This is a genomic window from Streptomyces sp. NPDC005962, from assembly GCF_040629205.1.
Classification (GTDB): Bacteria; Actinomycetota; Actinomycetes; order Streptomycetales; family Streptomycetaceae; genus Streptomyces.
Genome location: NZ_JBEXVE010000010.1, coordinates 162330 through 179465 on the forward strand (window position 1 = coordinate 162330; position 17136 = coordinate 179465).

11 protein-coding genes are annotated in these 17136 nt (G+C 73.4%); 5 read left to right on the plus strand and 6 right to left on the minus strand.

The genetic code is table 11. From position 1 onward, the window contains the following. Positions 1–4: 4 nt before the first annotated feature. The 4 genes from ABZ370_RS18955 to ABZ370_RS18970 all read left to right on the plus strand — a co-directional run bounded on the left by ABZ370_RS18955 (position 5) and on the right by ABZ370_RS18970 (position 9632). Positions 5–808, plus strand: a complete 804-nt coding sequence (locus ABZ370_RS18955; RefSeq protein WP_358621926.1) for an alpha/beta hydrolase — start codon at positions 5–7, stop codon at positions 806–808. A gap of 242 nt (positions 809–1050) precedes the next feature. Beyond that, complete coding sequence (locus tag ABZ370_RS18960) at positions 1051–8397, plus strand: SDR family NAD(P)-dependent oxidoreductase (RefSeq protein WP_358621927.1); 7347 nt, start codon at positions 1051–1053, stop codon at positions 8395–8397. An 8-nt stretch (positions 8398–8405) separates the two neighbouring features. Continuing rightward, the gene (locus tag ABZ370_RS18965) at positions 8406–9221 is read left to right on the plus strand and encodes an alpha/beta fold hydrolase (RefSeq protein ID WP_358621929.1); all 816 of its coding nucleotides are present in this window, start codon (positions 8406–8408) and stop codon (positions 9219–9221) included. 15 nt (positions 9222–9236) lie between these two features. Next, complete coding sequence (locus tag ABZ370_RS18970; RefSeq protein WP_358621932.1) at positions 9237–9632, plus strand: GNAT family N-acetyltransferase; 396 nt, start codon at positions 9237–9239, stop codon at positions 9630–9632. On the opposite strand, the gene ABZ370_RS18975 is transcribed toward ABZ370_RS18970, so the two are convergent. Genes ABZ370_RS18975 through ABZ370_RS18995 form a run of 5 tightly spaced genes read right to left on the minus strand, consistent with a single transcriptional unit; the run spans position 9578 to position 13901 of the window. Beyond that, on the minus strand, positions 9578–10030 hold the full coding sequence (locus ABZ370_RS18975; RefSeq protein WP_358621934.1) for a hypothetical protein: 453 nt from the start codon (positions 10028–10030) through the stop codon (positions 9578–9580). The genes ABZ370_RS18970 and ABZ370_RS18975 overlap by 55 nt on opposite strands. Before the next feature lie 28 nt (positions 10031–10058). Next, positions 10059–10679, minus strand: a complete 621-nt coding sequence (locus ABZ370_RS18980) for a hypothetical protein (protein ID WP_358621936.1) — start codon at positions 10677–10679, stop codon at positions 10059–10061. 54 nt (positions 10680–10733) lie between these two features. Continuing rightward, positions 10734–11270 carry a copper chaperone PCu(A)C gene (locus tag ABZ370_RS18985; protein WP_358621938.1) on the minus strand — a complete coding sequence of 179 codons (537 nt, stop codon included), beginning with the start codon at positions 11268–11270 and terminating at the stop codon, positions 10734–10736. Next, positions 11242–13629, minus strand: a complete 2388-nt coding sequence (locus tag ABZ370_RS18990) for a heavy metal translocating P-type ATPase (protein WP_358621940.1) — start codon at positions 13627–13629, stop codon at positions 11242–11244. The genes ABZ370_RS18985 and ABZ370_RS18990 overlap by 29 nt, the downstream gene beginning before the upstream one ends. Next, on the minus strand, positions 13626–13901 hold the full coding sequence (locus tag ABZ370_RS18995; RefSeq protein ID WP_358621942.1) for a hypothetical protein: 276 nt from the start codon (positions 13899–13901) through the stop codon (positions 13626–13628). Before ABZ370_RS18995 ends, ABZ370_RS18990 begins: the two co-directional genes overlap by 4 nt. Before the next feature lie 432 nt (positions 13902–14333). Between ABZ370_RS18995 and ABZ370_RS19000 the strand changes: the two genes are divergently transcribed. Continuing rightward, positions 14334–15005, plus strand: coding sequence for a DUF5134 domain-containing protein (locus ABZ370_RS19000; protein ID WP_358621944.1), 672 nt, complete (start codon positions 14334–14336; stop codon positions 15003–15005). Positions 15006–15054: 49 nt separating this feature from the next. On the opposite strand, the gene ABZ370_RS19005 is transcribed toward ABZ370_RS19000, so the two are convergent. Beyond that, positions 15055–16995, minus strand: coding sequence for a beta-N-acetylglucosaminidase domain-containing protein (locus ABZ370_RS19005; RefSeq protein WP_358621947.1), 1941 nt, complete (start codon positions 16993–16995; stop codon positions 15055–15057). Positions 16996–17136 lie beyond the last annotated feature (141 nt).

The window sequence follows — 17136 nt, forward strand, 5'->3', positions numbered from 1 at the left end:
CGTGATGATGGCGGAAACGACAAGGGCGGTTCCCGTGGCGGGCGGGTCCCTCGATGTGCGGACAGGGGGCCACACGGGGCCGACGCTGGTGTTCGTCCATTACTGGGGCGGCTCCGCGGACACCTGGAGCGGTGTGGTCGGCCAGCTGCCGTCCGAACAGGCGACGGTCCGTTTCGACCAGCGTGGCTGGGGCGCCGCGCAGTTGTTGCCCGGGCCCTATGACCTGGACCGGCTCGCCGACGATCTCGCCCGGGTGGTCGAGACGTGTGTGCCGGGGCCGTTCGTCCTCGTCGGCCACTCGATGGGCGGGAAGGTGAGCCAGCTCGTCGCGGCCCGGCGGCCGTCCGGGCTGGTCGGCCTGGTGCTCGCCGCCCCCGCGCCGCCGAGGCCGCCCGCCACGGTGACCGAGGAGTACCGGCAGGGCCTGTCACACGCCTACGACTCGCCAGAGTCGGTGCGCCACGCCCTCGACCACGTCCTGACCGCCACCCCGCTGCCCGCAGAGGTGCGGGCCACCGCCATGCGCGACAGCCTCGCCGCCGGTGCCGAGGCCCGGCAGGAGTGGCCGCTTCGCGGCATCGCGCGGGACATCACCCGCGCCGCACGGGACATCGAGGTCCCGGTGGCGGTGCTGGCCGCGGAAGGCGACGTCGTGGAGCCGCCACACGTCCTGCGCGACCATCTGCTGCCCGCCATCCCGCACGCGACCCTGACGGCCCTCCCCGAGGCGGGCCACCTGCTGCCGCTGGAAGCCCCCGGCGCCGTCGCGACGGCACTCGGGGGCTTCCTGGCGGCCCTTCAGCGCTGACCGCGCGCGGAGGAAACGGTCGGGAGGGGGCGCTGTGCCCCTGCGTCGTGGCGGTGCGGTCGACAACCCCGTTGACGATGAGGCGGGCCCGTTGAGGCTCCGCGAACGCGCTGATGGGCTGCCCGAGGCCATCGGAGACGCCCTGCTCGGCGGCGGGCAATGCCGCCGCCGAGGCGACCGGCGCCAACGCGCCGGATTCGACAACCGATTGACCAGGGGATTCACGGGTAGGGTCGGCTCTGATGTCACCCACGATGGTCTCCGCACCGCCCACCCCGTTCTCCCGTGAAGAGCAGCCCGGCGACATCGCCATCGTCGGGCTCAGTTGCCGGTTGCCGGGGGGTATCACGGCGCCCGAGGAGCTGTGGGCCGCGCTCGCGGCCGGGCGCGATCTGGTCGGTGAGGTCCCGGCGGACCGGTTCGACGCGCGACGGTTCGTGGACACCGATCCACGGCGGCCCGGCAAGGCGTACTCGGCCGCGGGCGGATTCCTGGAGGACATCACCGGGTTCGACGCCGCGTACTTCGGGCTGTCGCCCCGCGAGGCGAGCCGGATGGACCCGCAGCAGCGGCTGCTGCTGGAGATGGCCAGGGAAGCCCTCGACGACGCGGGGATCGATCCGGGGACCCTGGCCGGATCGGACTCCGGGGTCCATGTGGGGGTGAGCAACGCCAACTACGGCCAGCTCCAGTACGCCCGCCCGGAGGCGATCACGGCGTACACGATGGCGGGGGCGGCGCTCGGCAACACCGCCAACCGGATCTCGCACCTGTTCGACCTGCGGGGGCCGTCGGTGGCGGTGGACACCGCCTGTTCCTCCTCCCTGGTCGCCCTGCACCAGGCCTGCGCACAACTGCGCGCCGGGGGCGCCGGAGACGGCGGCGTGGCGCTGGCCTGCGGGATCAACCTGCTGCTGAGCCCGGGGGACTTCATCGGGTTCTCCAAGGCGTCCATGCTGTCCCGCAGCGGCCGTTGCCGTTCCTTCTCCGCGGACGCCGACGGATACGTGCGCGCCGAGGGCGGCGGGGTGGTGGTGCTCAAGCGCCTCGCCGACGCGAGGGCGGACGGGGACACCGTGCACGCCGTGATCCTCGGCACCGGCATGGGTGCGGACGGCCGCACCCCCGGGCTCTCGCTGCCCAGCGCACAGGCCCAGGAACACCTGATGCGCCAGGTGCACCACCGCGCCGGAGTGCGCCCCGAGGACGTGTCCTACGTGGAGGCCCACGGCACCGGTACGCAGGCGGGCGACCCGATCGAGTGCCGGGCGCTGGGCCAGGCGTTCGGCGCGGGCCGGGGCACTCCGCTGCCCATCGGCTCGGTGAAGTCGAACCTCGGCCACCTGGAGTCCGGGGCGGGCATCGCCGGTCTGCTCAAGTGTGTGCTGATGCTGCGCCACGGTGTAATTCCGGCGTCGCTGCACGCCGAACCGCTCAACCCCGCCATCGACTTCACCACGCTGGGCCTGGCGCCGGTGACCGCGCCCCGGCCGTTGGCCCCGGGGGCGCTCGCGGTCAACTCGTTCGGCTTCGGCGGGGCCAACGCACACGCCGTCCTCGGCCCGCCGCCCGTACCCTCCGTCACCCCGCCGCCGGAGGTGACGTCCCTGCCGGTGCTGGTCTCGGCGGCCACCCCGCGGGCGCTCACCGAGGCGGTCTCCCGTACCGCCGCCCGGCTCCGGGACACCACCGACTCGTTCTACGACACCGCCTTCACCAGTTGCGTTCGGCGTGGACACCACCGTGAACGGGCCGTCGTGCTGGCGGACAGCGCCGACCGGGCCGCCGCACTGCTGGACACGATCGCCGACGGCACCCCCGTGGGCGGTGGCGCGGCGGTGGCCGCGACCCCGGGGCCGGTGGCGTTCGTGTACTCCGGCAACGGCGCCCAGTGGGCGGGCATGGGCGCGGAACTGCTGACCGCCGAACCGGTGTTCCGCGAGGCGGTTACCGAGGTGGACGCCGAACTGGCCGGGCTTCTGGGCTGGTCGGTGCTGGCGGAGCTGCGGTCCGCAGCCCCGGAGCTGCACCGCACGGAGATCGCCCAGCCGCTGCTGTTCGCGGTGCAGATCGGGCTGACGGCACTGCTGCGGGAGCGTGGCATCCGGCCCGCCGCGGTGGCGGGGCATTCGGTGGGCGAAGTGGCCGCGGCGCACGCCTGCGGGGCACTCGACCTGGCGGCGGCCTGCCGGGTGATCGCCGAACGCGGGCTCGCGCAGGCGGACACGGCCGGTGGCGGGCGGATGGCGGCGGTCGGGCTCTCCGCCGACGAGGCCACCGCGCTGATCGCCGACCGGGACCCGGGACCGGACCTGGACCTGGAACTGGCTGCGGTGAACAGTCCGTCCGACGTGACCCTGTCCGGGTCGGCCGGTGAACTGTCCGCGCTCGGCGACGAGTTGCTCCGCCGCGGTGTGTTCTTCCGGGAACTGGACCTGGACTACGCCTTCCACAGCCGGTCGATGGACCCGATCCGGGACCGGTTGCACACCGCGCTGGCCGGGCTGTCGCCGCGATCCGGCAGCGCGGCGTTCGTCTCCACGGTCACCGGCGGGACGCTGCCGGGCACCGAGCTGGGCGCCGGATACTGGTGGCGCAACATCCGCGAGCCGGTGCTGTTCGGCCCCGCCGCCACCACGCTGGTCGGCGAGCATGGCTGCGGCACGATCGTGGAGGTCGGCCCCCATCCGGTGCTGCTCGGCTATCTGCGCAGGCAGTGCGCCACCGCGGACCGCCCGGTGACCACGGTCGGCTCGCTGTCCCGCGAGGCGGCCGGTGCTGACGCCGTGCGGACCACCTGCGCCACCGTGCTCGCGGCCGGGGCCGACGTCGACTGGGACACCTGGTTCCCGGTACGCGGCCGGGTCGTACCGCTGCCCGCCTACCCATGGCAGCGGGAGCGCCACATCAACGGCGCCCCGGACTGGTGGTCGGCCGGACCGGGCGCCGGGGAGGAGTCGGGACACTCGCTGCTCGGCGACCGGCTGCCGAGCGTGGAACCCACCTGGCAGACCCCCGTGGAGCCGTCGCGGCACGGCTGGATCGGCGACCACCGGGTCAGCGGTGCGGTCGTGATGCCGGGCGCCGCGTATCTGGAGATGGCGCTCGCGGCCGGTCGTCGAACCGGCCATGAGGGGGCGGTGGAGGTCACCGGCCTGGACATCGGCAAGGCGCTGGTACTGCCGTGGGACGACCCGGACATGGACGTCACCGTGCAGACCTCCCTCTCCGGTGAGGTGGCCCGGGTGGCCTCCCGCCGGGGTGAGGAGGACTGGCAGGAACACGCTCGGGGACGGGTGCGCCGGCTGCACGCCGTGCCCCCGCCGCCGCTGGACGTGGCGGCCATCCGCGAGACCGCCCGCACCGAGATCTCCGGCGAACGCCACTACGCACGGATGCGGCAGGTCGAGCTGGCCTATGGGGAGGCGTTCCGCGGTGTCCAAAGGCTTTCCGTGGCCGGGGACACGGTCCTCGCCGACTACGCCAACCCCTCCGGTGCGCAGGAGTTCTCCGCCCACCCGGCCCTCATCGACTTCGCGCTGCAATCCATCGGGGCGCTGCTCCCGGACGCCGAGAACGGGCAGGTCCACCAGTTCCTGCCCGCCGCGCTGGAGCGGGTCCTGTTCTGGCGGACCCCCGCCGACCGGGGCGTGGCACTGATCCGGGCGCGCGAGCTTTCACTGCGCGAGGCGGTGGTGGACATCACCGTCGCCGATCCGGACGGCACCGTGGCCATGGAGCTGCGCGGTGTCCGCGTACGCCGGAACAAGGGCGCGGTGAGCGGCATCGGCCGCGTCGTCAGCACGCTCCAGGCCGCCCCGCTGCCCGGCGCCACCGGCCCGGCTCCTTTCCAGGGCGACGGGCTGCCGACGGCCACCGCGCTCGCCGCCGCGCGGGCCGGTGAGGTGGCGGCGCTGACCGCGGCGTTCCGGCCCTACGACATCCCCGCCTTCGTACGCCGCGTCACACACCTGACCGGCCACTTCGTGGTGGCCGCGCTCGCCGAACTGGAGGCGAGGGGCGCGGCTGTGGCCAACCGGCCGCTGTACGAGAAGCTGCGGGCGCTCGCCGCACGGGAAGGTGTGCTCGACCAGGCCCCGGAACCCGACCGGCTCCTCACCGACCTGCTGCGGGACTTCCCCGCCATGGCGCCGGAGCTGCTCCTGTACGCGCGGTGCGGCCCGCAACTGGCCGGGGTGCTCACCGGGGACGTCGATCCGATGCGGTTGCTGTTCTCGGACACCGAGCGCCTCGCCGAACTGCACTACATGACCTCCCTGGCCCACCAGTACCTGAACCGGATGGCCAGGGGACTGCTCACCGGGCTGGTCGAGGCCTGGCCCGCGGACCGGCCGCTGCGCATCCTGGAGGTCGGCGCCGGTACCGGGTCCACCACCGCCTGGCTGCTGCCCCGGCTGCCCGCCGACCGCACCGAGTACGTCTACACGGACATCTCCGGCGCGTTCTTCCCCCGGGCCCGCCACCGGTTCGCCGACCACCGGTTCCTCGACTACCGGACACTGGATCTGGACCGGGACCCCGCCGAACAGGGCTTCGCCGCCGCTTCCTTCGACCTGGTGATCGCCGCCAACGTCCTGCACGCCACCACCGATGTACGCCGGGCTCTCGGCCACCTCACCGAACTCCTCGACAGCGGTGGCCGGTTGCTCGCCGCGGAGTTCCACGACAACGACCTCTTCGCCCCCTGCTACGGGCTGCTCGCCTCGGCCACCGGGTTCACCGACACGGATCTGCGCGAGGACACGCTGCTCGCCCGTGAGCAGTGGCCCGACGTGCTGCGCTCCGCCGGGTTCACCGACGTGGTCCAGCTCGGCGAGGAGCCCACCTGCTCGGTGCTCTTCGCCGACCGGGGGACGCGTGAACACCACGCGCCCACACCCGCGTCCACCGCGCCCGGCCACTTCCTGGTGGCGACGGACGGTCTGGTGGCGACGGACGGCCTCGGCGAGCTGCCCGAAGCCGTGGCGGCGCGGCTGCGCGGTCTGGGCCGTTCGGTGAGCCACGTCGACGCCTCGGCCGACGCCGCGCGCTGGGGCGCCGCGCTCAACGGCACCGAGGAGAGCACCGGAATTCTGGTCATGCTCGGTGAGGATGCCCCCGATGTCCCCGATGCCGTCGGCCTGGTGGTCCGGCAGGCGGCGGTCCTGCGGGCGATGGTCACCGCCTGCCAGGCGCTGCCGGAGGGCCGTGAGGTGTGCGCCTGGGTGCTGACGCCCGGCGAGCACACCGCCGTCCCCGAACGCCCCGCCCCGGCCGCCACCTGGGCCCAGGCGCGCACCCTGACCAGCGAGAACCCACTGCTGAGGGTCCGCAGGATCGGGGTGGCCCCCGGCACGACCGCGGCCCGCGTCTGCACGGAACTGCTCACCGGGACCGAGGAGGACGAGGTCGTGCTCACCGCGGGCGGACGCTTCGTACCGCGGATCATCCAGCCCCCGCCCGCCACCCGCACCGTCCGCCCCTTCGCCCTGGCCGTGGCGGACGACGGACCGGCCTGGACGGCGGTGGCCGCGCCCGAACCCGGACCGGGGGAGGTAGTCATCGAGGTGCGGGCGGCGGCACTCAACTACGCCGACATCATGGTCTCCCGGGGACTGGTGCCGCCCATGGCCCAGGCACCGGACACCGGAACCCCGCTGCTGGGCCTCGAATGCGCCGGAGTGGTGACCCGCGTCGGTGCCGGGGTGACCGACCGGGCCGTGGGCGACCGGGTGATGGTCGCCCAGGCCGGGAGCCTCACCACACACGTACGCTGCCGGGCCGGGCTCACCGTTCCCCTCCCCGGGGACATGCCGTTCACCGAGGCGGCGACCATCCCGACGGTCTTCGCCACCGTGCACTACGGCCTCGACTACCTGGCCCGGCTCCGCCGGGGCGAGACGATCCTCGTCCACGGCGCCGCCGGTGGCGTGGGGCTCGCCGCGCTGCGGTACGCCGAACACGTCGGCGCCACCGTCATCGCCACCGCCGGAACCCCCGCCAAACGCCAGCTGCTGCGGCTGCTCGGCTACGCACACGTACTGGACTCACGCGGACTCGGCTTCGCCGACGAAGTCCTCGACATCACCGAGGGCCGCGGAGTGGACGTGGTCCTCAACTCGGTGGCGGGCGAGGCGCTGGGCCGTGGAATGGAGCTGCTGCGCCCGCACGGCCGGTTCGTTGAGCTGGGGAAGCGCGACATACTCGCCGACAACGCGCTCGCCCTGCGGCCGTTCTCCCGTGACCTCTCCTTCTTCGGGGTCGACCTCACCAGTCTGCTCCAGGACGACGGCCCGGTGGCCGGGCAGATGATCGCCGAACTGGCCGAGCGCGTGGAGTCCGGGGTGTACCGGCCGCTGCCGCATCTCACCTACCCGGCACACCAGATCGCCGACGCCATGGCGCTCCTGCGGGACTCCCGGCACATCGGCAAGATCGTCATCACGTTCGACCCCGCCGAACCGGTCCCCGTACGTGTGCCGCGGCCTCCCCTGGCCCTGGACCCGGAGGCCACGTACCTCGTCACCGGTGGGCTGGGCGGGTTCGGCGCGGCCACCGCCCGCTGGCTCGCCCGGTGCGGGGCGCGCCACCTGGCGCTGGCCTCCCGCAGTGGCGCCGCCCACCCGGAGGCCGCGGCGGTGCTCGCCCGTCTCGCCGAGGAGGGGGCCCGGGGGACCGCCTACGCCACCGACATCACCGACCCCGTCGCCGCCCGGGAACTGGTGGCCGCCATCGACGCCACCGGCCGTCCGCTGCGCGGTGTCATCAACGCCGCCATGGTGCTCGACGACGTCCTCGACGACGCCACCGCCGTGGAGCTCGACGACGAGCGGACCCGCGCCGTGGTGAGCCCGAAACTCGGCGGGACGGCACATCTGGACCGGCTCACCCGTGACCGGCCACTCGACTTCTTCGTCTTCTACAGCTCCATCTCCGCACTCGCCGGAAACCTCCGGCAGAGCATCTACGCCGCGGGCAATCTGGCAGGCGAGGCGATCATCCGGCAGCGCCGGGCCGCGGGGCTGCCCGGCCTGGCCGTGCAGTGGTGCGCCATCTCCGACACCGGCTACGCCGACCGGGTGGGCATGGTGGACACCATGCGGCAGGCCGGATTCGGCGAACTCGACTCCACCACCGCCACCCGGGTTCTCGGCGAGCTGATCACCGATCCCGATGTGGACGTCATCATGGTGGGCAACACCGACTGGGCGCAGACCGCGAAGCTCCTCCCCGCCGTCGCCGCACCGCGCTTCACCGACCTGCTGCCGGCGCCGGACGCCGGTCCCCAGGACACCGACCGGAACATACCGGAGCTGGTGCGCTCGGCGGCCGAGCCGGAGGCGCTGGGCATCGTCACCGAGGTGCTGGTCTCGGCGCTGGCCACGGTGTTGCAGACCACCCCGGAGCGGATCGACCCGGACACCCGGCTCGATCAGCTCGGCCTGGAGTCGCTGATGGCGGCCGAGCTGAGTTCCGTACTCCAGCGCAGGCTGGACTGCGTCGTCCCGACGATGGAACTGGCCACCGCGGCCGGTGTCCGGCAGCTCGCCCCGCGCCTTCTCGGCCGGGTCAGGCGGGGTGCCGCATGACAGGCCGCATGACCTCGCCTTCGCCCTTCCCCGCCCCACGGCTCCACCGGCTCACCGACCGGCAGACGGCCAGGATCCGGCTCTACTGCGTGCCGCCGTCCGGCACCGGATCGGAGTTCTTCCTGCCCTGGGTGGCCGCGTTCTCCGAACTCTTCGACCTGGTGGCCGTCGACCTGCCGGGCCGTGGCACCCGCGCCGGGGAACCCTCGATCACCGATATCGGCTGGGCCGCCACCGGCATCGCGGAAGCGATCGCCACGGACCTGACGCACCGGCCACCCGCCGACGGCTTCTACGCCGTCTTCGGCCACAGCTTCGGAGCGCTCCTCGCCTTCGAGGCCACCCACCGGCTCCGCTCGGACGCCCGCACCGAACCGGACCTGCTCGGGCTGTCCGCCGTCCCGCCACCGAACCGCGACGGCCTCGACGAACACATCGCGCGCAACCTCGGCTCCGGCATCGCCGCCATCACCGACGTCATGGGCTGGGAGGAGCCGACCGACTCCGCGCTCACACGGACCGTCTACACCCCGTTCCTCGCGGACGCGGTGGCGCTGCTGCAACATACGCGGCAGCCATGGCCACCGCTGCGCGCGCGGCTGAGCGTCTTCGGCGGACTCGACGACCCGATGGTCGACCCCGAGTCGCTGCCCGAGTGGAGCCCCTGCACGACGGCCGACACCCGGGTCCACCGCTTCCCCGGCGGCCACCACTACCTCCGCGCCCAGGCCGCAGAGGTGGCCGACCGGCTCACCGGCGACCTGCTGGCCGCGTACCGGAATCCGGCCGCCACCGGGCGGGGGCCCGATGGCCCTTTCGCCTGACACTAAGATCCGGTCGTGACGATCACGTACGAGTGGCGGGGCGACGTCGACAACGCCTCCCTCAACGCGCTGCACGCCGACGGCTTCGGCACCCCGGTCGGCCGGACCGACTGGAGAACACGCCTTGAGCGCCACAGCCTCGGCTGGGTGTGCGCGCGGGAAGACACCTCACTGATCGGCTTTGTCAACGTCGCCTGGGACGGCGGAGCGCACGCCTTCCTCCTGGACACGGTGGTCGCCCGGCACCGCCGGTCGCACGGCGTCGGCGCCGCGCTCGTCGCCACCGCGGCGGCGGAGGCCCGTAGCGCGCGGTGCGAGTGGCTGCACGTCGACTTCGAGGAGCCGCTGCGCGCGTTCTACGTCGACGCCTGTGGCTTCAGGGAGACGTCGGCTGGGCTGATCGCCCTCTGACCGCACGGGGCTCCGCCCGGCTTCGCGCCGCGGCGTGTGGCCACGACGTCGAAGAGGGCCCATCCGTCGATCTCGTGGCCCGAGGGATGATCCGGATGCCACCCCTGGGCCAGGGCCTCGTCGAGCAGAGCCCTGGCGGTGCCGGGTTCGTGCAGGTTCAGGAAGCGCCCGTCGGTGCCGACCGCGCCGGACGGCAGATAGCCGTCCGCGACCAGCCTGCCGGGACTCTGCCGGAACGCGACGCGCAGCTGCCCTCTCGCCTTGAACAGGCGGATGACGAGGGATTCGCAGCAGTCTTCGTACCGTCCGTTGCCCAGCGCGCGGTGGCTGTGGTTCACGGACCACAGGAAGGTCCGCCCGTCGACGACAAGGCGCCGGGCCCTGCTCTTGCTGCCCATCCGCGCATGGTAGCCGCCGGTGGCGGGGTCAGGTCCGGGGGCGGACCTGGATGCCTGCTCGCTCGTAGGCGCCGTAGGTGATCTGGTCCTCGGCTATGAGCAGCACGATCCAGGAGTCTCCCCGCTCCCACACCTGGAACCTGTCCACGTCCTCCTCGTTGTCGGGTGGCTGGTACGTGCCCTCGGGCAGTGGGTCGCCGAGGCGGGCGCGGAGCATGTCGGATACCCGTTGGTACTGGGCCGTGAAGTCCTCGGCCGTGGCCTCGGGGTTCACATCCGGGCGGCTGTGGAAGGGGCCGAACTCGTTGTCCCATTCCTTCGGGTCCAGCGGATCGGTGAAGTACGCGAAGGGATGTTCCACGAAGCAGCCCGTACGGCAGTCGGGGTGTTCGCAGACCACGGTGGGGTCCGGCCGGCGGCGGCATCCGGGGGCCTCTCCGAGCATCAGCCACCAGTCGTCGACCAGTTCCTCCCCACTGATCCACCAGGGCTCTTCCCAGCCCACGCCCGGCTCGTCGGGGTCCTCGCCGTCACACCAGCCGTTGCGTGCGAAGGCGTCCTCGAACGCCTGGCGGCTCCAGGGCAGGGTGGCGAGTTCGACCATGCGGTCGAGGAGGGCGTCGTCGAAGGGCAGCAGTTGCATCGCCATGGCGGGACGCTATCTCCTCGGGGGAGCCTCCGCGTCGGCGGGCGCGTGGCGGCCTCAGCGGTCGATGAGATGTGATCGGATCGCCTCGGCGCCCACCCGGCCGCGGCTGGTGAACCACAGGTTGAACGACACCCGCTCGCCCGGATGCAGTTGCGGAGGGTCGAGGATGGCGATGTGGATGCCTCCCCGTTTCATCCGCAGTGTGCTGTGCGCGGGGATGGTCACCTTCTCCGCCCGCCGCACCGCACCCGGCTTTCTCCTGTCGGGTTCGCGCAGCATGGAGACTCCCAGCGCGGGGGAGTCGGCGAAGACCAGGGTGTCGTCCCGGTCGCCGGTGTTGCGGATCTCGAAGTACGCGGCGGCCACCCGCTCGGGGGACTGGACGATGCGGCCGCCGCTGACCTGGATCTCCGGTGCGGGCTCTCCCGCCGCCCCGGTCGCCGTGTAGCCGGTGAGCAGGGCCAGGGCCAGGACGCAGCCGCCCACCGGGACCAGGGCCGCCCGCGCTCCCCGGGCCACCGCCACTCTCAGACGGCTCAGGCGGCGCCGCGGCGGGGTGCGGTCATCGGTCGCTGAGGTCGCTGAGGACATCGTTCTTCCTTCCCGTACGGCCGTGCTCGGCGGCCGCTGAGTCATCGGACGCGAGGGGCGCGGGCGGCGGTGTGCCGGTCCGCCGCCCGCCCGGGGCGTAGGTCCGCAGCCGCAGGCTGTTGGTGACGACCAGGACCGAACTCGCGGACATGGCCGCCGCCGCGACCATGGGGTTGAGCCAGCCGGTCGCGGCCAGCGGCACGGTGACCACGTTGTAGCCAAAGGCCCAGGCGAGGTTGGCGCGGATGGTGCTCAGCGTGCGCCGGGTGAGCCGGATGGCGTCGACGACGGCCAGCATGTCCTCCCGTACGAGGGTGATGTCGGCGGCGCCGATGGCCGCGTCGGTGCCACCGCCCATCGCCATGCCCAGGTCGGCGGAGGCCAGCGCGGCGGCGTCGTTGACCCCGTCGCCGATCACCGCGACGCACCGGCCCTCGGCGCGCAGCGCGGTGACGATCCGTTCCTTGCCCTCCGGGGTCACCCCGGCGTGGACCGTGGCGATGCCCGCCCGTTCGGCCATCGCCCGGGCCGGGGCGGTCCCGTCGCCGGTCACCAGCACCGGTTCGATGCCCAGCGCGCGCATCGCGGCCACCGCCTCGCGGCTGGTGGGCCGCAAGGTGTCACCGACGGCGAGCAGCCCCACCGGACGGTCGTCGAGCTCCACGACCACGGCGGTGTGCGCGGCGCGCTCGGCGGCCTCGTGTGCCCGGCGCAGCGCGTCCGGCACCGGCTCCGACGGACGCGGGCGGCGTACGCGCACCCGGTGGCCCTCGACGTGGCCGGACACCCCCTCCCCGGGGTGGGCCCGGAACTCCGTCACCTCCGGCAGTCCGGCGTCACGGGCCACGTCGCGGCGGGCCGCCGCCACCACCGCCCGGCCGATGGGGTGTTCGGAGCCCTGTTCCACGGCTGCGGCCAGCCGGAGTACCTCCTTCGCCTCCGGCCCGTCCTCCGCCACCGCCACGTCGGCCAGGGACATGCGCCCGGTGGTGAGCGTGCCGGTCTTGTCGAGCACCGCGGTGTCCACGCGGCGCAGCCGCTCCAGCGCCTCCGGGCCACGGACGAGGACACCGAGCTGTGCCCCGCGCCCACTGGCCACCAGGAACGCGGTCGGTGTGGCCAGCCCCAGCGCGCAGGGGCAGGCCACGACGAGGACGGCCACGGCCGCGGTGACGGCCGCCTCACCCGAGGCGCCCGCACCCAGCCAGAAGCTCAGCACCGTCCCGGCGATGGCCACGATCACCGGTACGAAGATGCCCGCCACCTTGTCCGCGAGCCGTTGCATCCCGGCCTTGCCCGCCTGGGCCTCGGTCACCAGCCGGGTGATGCGGGCGAGTTGGGTGTCGGCGCCGACGGCCGTGGCCCGTACGACGAGCAGCCCACCGGCGTTGACGGCACCGCCGACCACGGCGGAGCCGGGTGTCACCTCCACCGGCACGCTCTCGCCGGTGACCAGGGACAGATCCAGCGCCGACCCGCCCTCGACCACCACCCCGTCGGTGGCGACCTTCTCGCCGGGGCGCACCATGAACTCCTGCCCCGTGGTGAGCGCGGCCACCGGGATGCGGCGATTGCCACCGGGCTCCCGCAACTCCACGTTTTTGGCGCCCAGTTCGGCGAGCGCCCGCAGCGCCGAACCGCTCCGGTGCCTGGCCCGCGCCTCCAGATGCCGTCCGGTGAGGACGAACAGCGGCACGGCGACCGCCGCCTCCAGATAGATATGAGGCACCCCGTCACCGGCCGAGGGCAGCAGGCTGAACGGCATGCGCATGCCCGGCAGGCCCGCGCCACCCCAGAACAGCGCGTACGCGGACCACGCGTAGGAGGCGAGGACACCGAGGGACACCAGCGTGTCCATGGTGGCGGCGGCGTGCCGCAGACCGCGCAGCGCCCGCCGGTGGAAGGGCCACGCACCCCAGATCGCGACCGGTGTGGCGAGGGTGAAACACACCTGCTGCCACCGGTCGAACTGCCAGCCGGGAACCATCGAGAGCACGATCACGGGCACTGCCAGCAGCGCGGTGAAGACGAGCCGTTCGAGGTCACCGTCGTCTTCGCGGTCCCGCTCATCGGACTCATCCGTGGTTTCCGTGGCAGGGGCCGGGAGTTCGGCGGTGTAACCGGCCCGCACGACGGCGGCGATCAGCTCGTCCGGGGTGACGGTGTCCGGGTGGGAGACCCGTGCCGTGCCGGTGGCCAGGTTCACGGTGGCGCTCACGCCCTCGACGCGGGCCAGCTTCTTCTCCACCCGGTTCACACAGGCCGCGCACGTCATGCCGCCGATCAGCAGGTCGGTGGTGCGGGCGGGTGCGTCGGAGGGGTCCGCCGGAGGGGAGGCGGTGTCCGGGCGCTCGCTCATCGTGCCCCCGTCCACGCGCTGTGGCTCAGCGGTCCGATGCCGTGGTCGACCATGCCGCCGCCCCCCTCGTCGTCCGGCACGCTCCGGTGGATGCCGGGCGCCACCGGACCGGCGGCCCGCCCCACGGCGTAGGAGGCGGCCATCAACACCACCAGCAGGACGAGGAATCCGCCCAGGGCGGGAGGCGGCAGCGCGCGACGCACCCGGGCGCCGCGTGGCTCCGCCGCGTCGGGCCCCGGCCGTGGCGGCGAGGCGGTATCGGTCAACGGCATCTTCGGCACTCCCCTGTACTGGCTTCCGGAAAAGGCTGGGGCCTGCTCACCTTTACGGGCCGGGGCGGCCGACGGCTCACCGCACGGAGGCTCTGTCGCACAAGGAGAAATCCGACCCGGCCGGGAACTGTCCGGGCCTGCCGGACGACGGCCGCCGCGCTCTGTGGCCTACGCCACACCAGACCTCCGGAACTCCTTCCCGTGGAAGCCCGACTAGTGGACCGGTACGGGAAATGGGCACCGGCGGTCGGCGCCCGAGGTGAACATGGGCGCCCATATGCGCGTATTCCCCGTCGAATTCCCCACACCAGGAGCGATGACCATGACAGAGAGGCCGAACGGCCCCGACGACGAAGGCCACATACCCCGCGACGACGCGTCGCCCGAACCCCACCGGCCCGACCCCGTCACGACGGCGCCGGGAGTGGCCCGGTGATCGCCGCGACGGGGCTGCGCTGGGTCCTGACCCTGCTGTTCGTCGTGCCCGCCCTCGCCGCGGTGTGGCGGACCGGCGCACCCGGACGCGCCGGAGGCGGCCCGGGCGCGGTCGAGCGGGTCGCGCATCTGCTGCACGCGGTGATGGCCCTCACCATGGCCGCGATGGTGTGGCCCTGGGGCATGAACCTCCCCGCCGGGCCACAGGTCGCGCTTTTCACGCTGGGCGCGCTGTGGTTCGCGGGGGTGGCTCTGGCGCGGCCCGTGTCCGCCTCCCGTACCCAGGCGTTGCGGGGCGCCCTCCCGCATGTGGTGATGATGGGCGCGATGGCCTGGATGGCCGCCGCGATGGTCTCGTCCGGCTCGATGGCGGGACACGGCGGCTCCCACGACATGGCGGACATGCCGGGGATGGACATGTCCGGTGGCTCCGCCACCGTGACCATGGCGCTCACCGACACCGGCCCGAGGCTGACCGCCGGGGTGCTGGCCGCGGTGCTGCTCGCACTGGGTCTGCGGTGGCTGGCCCGCAGCTTCGACGCCGCCCGCCTCGTCGGCGCCACCGGCCCGCTTCGCCCCGCCGTGCCGATCGAGCGCGATGCGTTCGGTCTCGCCTGCCACAGCGCCATGGCACTGGGGATGGCGGTGACGTTCGTACTGCTCGTATGAGGACCGCTCGTATGAGGACGGCTCGTATGGGGACAGCCATGTCCGGTGGCTAGGGATCGAGTCCGGGTGCGGCCGACAGGAAGGTGTCGAGGACTCCGTCGGCTACGCGGACCGGGCCCTCGGGGCGGGTTTCGCCCGGGATCGTGCGGATGCGCCCGGCCTGCGTGGCCAGCGACGACGCCTCGGCGAACCACCGCTCGGCCTGGCCGGTGTCGCCGTCGAGGCGGGCGCCCAGCGCGTCCAGGGTGCGTTCGAAGGCGCGGCCCCACAGCGTCAGCGCGTCCAGCCAGGGTGCGCAGTCCGCCACGAAGCCGCGGTCGGTCACCTTCGCCCTGATGGTGGCCGGTGCGGTGGCCAGCAGCGCGGCGGAGGGACGCAGGGCGTCCAGCGCCGCCCGCTGCCGTCCGGCGTCCCAGTCGGTGCGGAACCGGGCCAGCCGGGCGGCCAGTTCGGGCGCCTGGGGCTGCCAGGGTTCGGTGCCGAAGGTGGGCGCGAGGTGCTGGGTGTCGAAGAAGGCCAGCAGCGCGGACGTGGTGGCCGCGGCCGGACCGTCCCCGGCCAGGTACGCGGCGGCGGCCCGCCAGGTGCGGTCCGGGTCGTACCCGGTGTCGTTCCAGGCGAAGTCCGCCCCGCCGAAGAGGGCGACCTTGCTCGCGGCGGCCTGGTTCATCGGATTGAGGACGAGGCCGGAGAGCTGCTCGTGCAGACCGGGCTCACGCGCGTCGTACGGGGCGAGCAGCAGCCGTCCCTCGGCCTGGCCGTAGTCGTTGACCGGGTAGTTGTCCCAGACGAACACCTTGCGCCCCCAGACGGCGGCGGCCCGCGTGGCGTCGGCCACGGTGATCCGCGGCGGCACCACGTCGGTGCCGGTCCACATGACCTCGACCCGCGGGTCCAGCGCCTCGCGCAGGGCCCCCTTGTACGCCGTGTCGGTGAGGTCGCCGTACTCGGTCGGCACCGTCTGGAGCGGCGCGGTGCCCTCATGGGTGTCCAGGAACTGCTTCTGCACCCGGTTCAGCAGATCGGCCTGCGCCTCGCCCGCGGCGCGCTGCGAGGGTTCGCCGTAGGCGGCGCGGTCGGCGGCGCAGTTCCACCGGGTGTAGCTGATGTCGTCCAGTGGCACCGAGAAGCTGCGCACCCCGAGGTCGTACATCGCGCCCAGCTTGGTCTGAAGCGCCGTGAACTCGGCGGGATCGCTGTAGCACAGGGAGTTGCCGGGGGAGAGGGCGAAGGTGAACCGCACATGGTGGTCGGCGGCCTGCCGGACCAGCTCACCGAGCTGGGCGAGCTTGTCGGCCGGGTACGGCTCGCGCCACTTCTCCCGGTGGTACGGGTCGTCCTTGGGCGCGTAGACGTACGTGTTCATCTTGACGTCCCCGTAGAACGCCAGCTGGTCCATGCGCTCGGCGTGGGTCCACGGGCTTCCGTAGAACCCCTCGATCACCCCGCGCAGTGGCATCAGCGGATGATCCACGACGGACACCGAGGCGATCGCCCTTTTGCGGGCGACGAGCTGACGCAGCGTCTGCGCCGCGTAGTACGTCCCGTCGGCGTCCGCGCCCGCGAGCGCCACCGCTCTGCCGCGCGCGGCGAGCGCGTACCCTTCCGCGGGCAGTTCCCCGGGCACCCGGCCCCCGGCGGCCCGCAGCGCCTTCGCGACCCGGGCGTCGGAGATCCGTCCGACGGTCACCGTCAGCCCCGGCCCGCCGCCGCCCCGCAGCCGCTGCGCCCCCGCGCGGCGCAGTACGGAGGCGACGAGGTCGCGCGTGGGCCGGTCCACCCCGTCGCCGTAGACCACCCGCACCTCGGCGGGCACCGCGACGTCCGGGCCCAGCCGGGCCATCGTCTGCGGACGCGGGACGACGGACGGCAACGGCCCGTAGCCGCGCGCCGGTGCGGCTCCGGCGGCGGTGGCGCCGACGGGCAGCAGCAGCCCGAGGAAGGTGAGGAACGCGATCACAGCGGCCAGTGGGCGGGAGCTACGGCCCATGGGGCATCTCCTCCGTGGCGTGACATGGCGTGGCCTGGCATGGCGTACGGCGGTGACACGTGGAGCGGAGTGAACGGCGGGACGGATGCGGTGCCCGGTGCGTGGCTTTCCGCAGACACATACCCATGGACCGGGACCGCC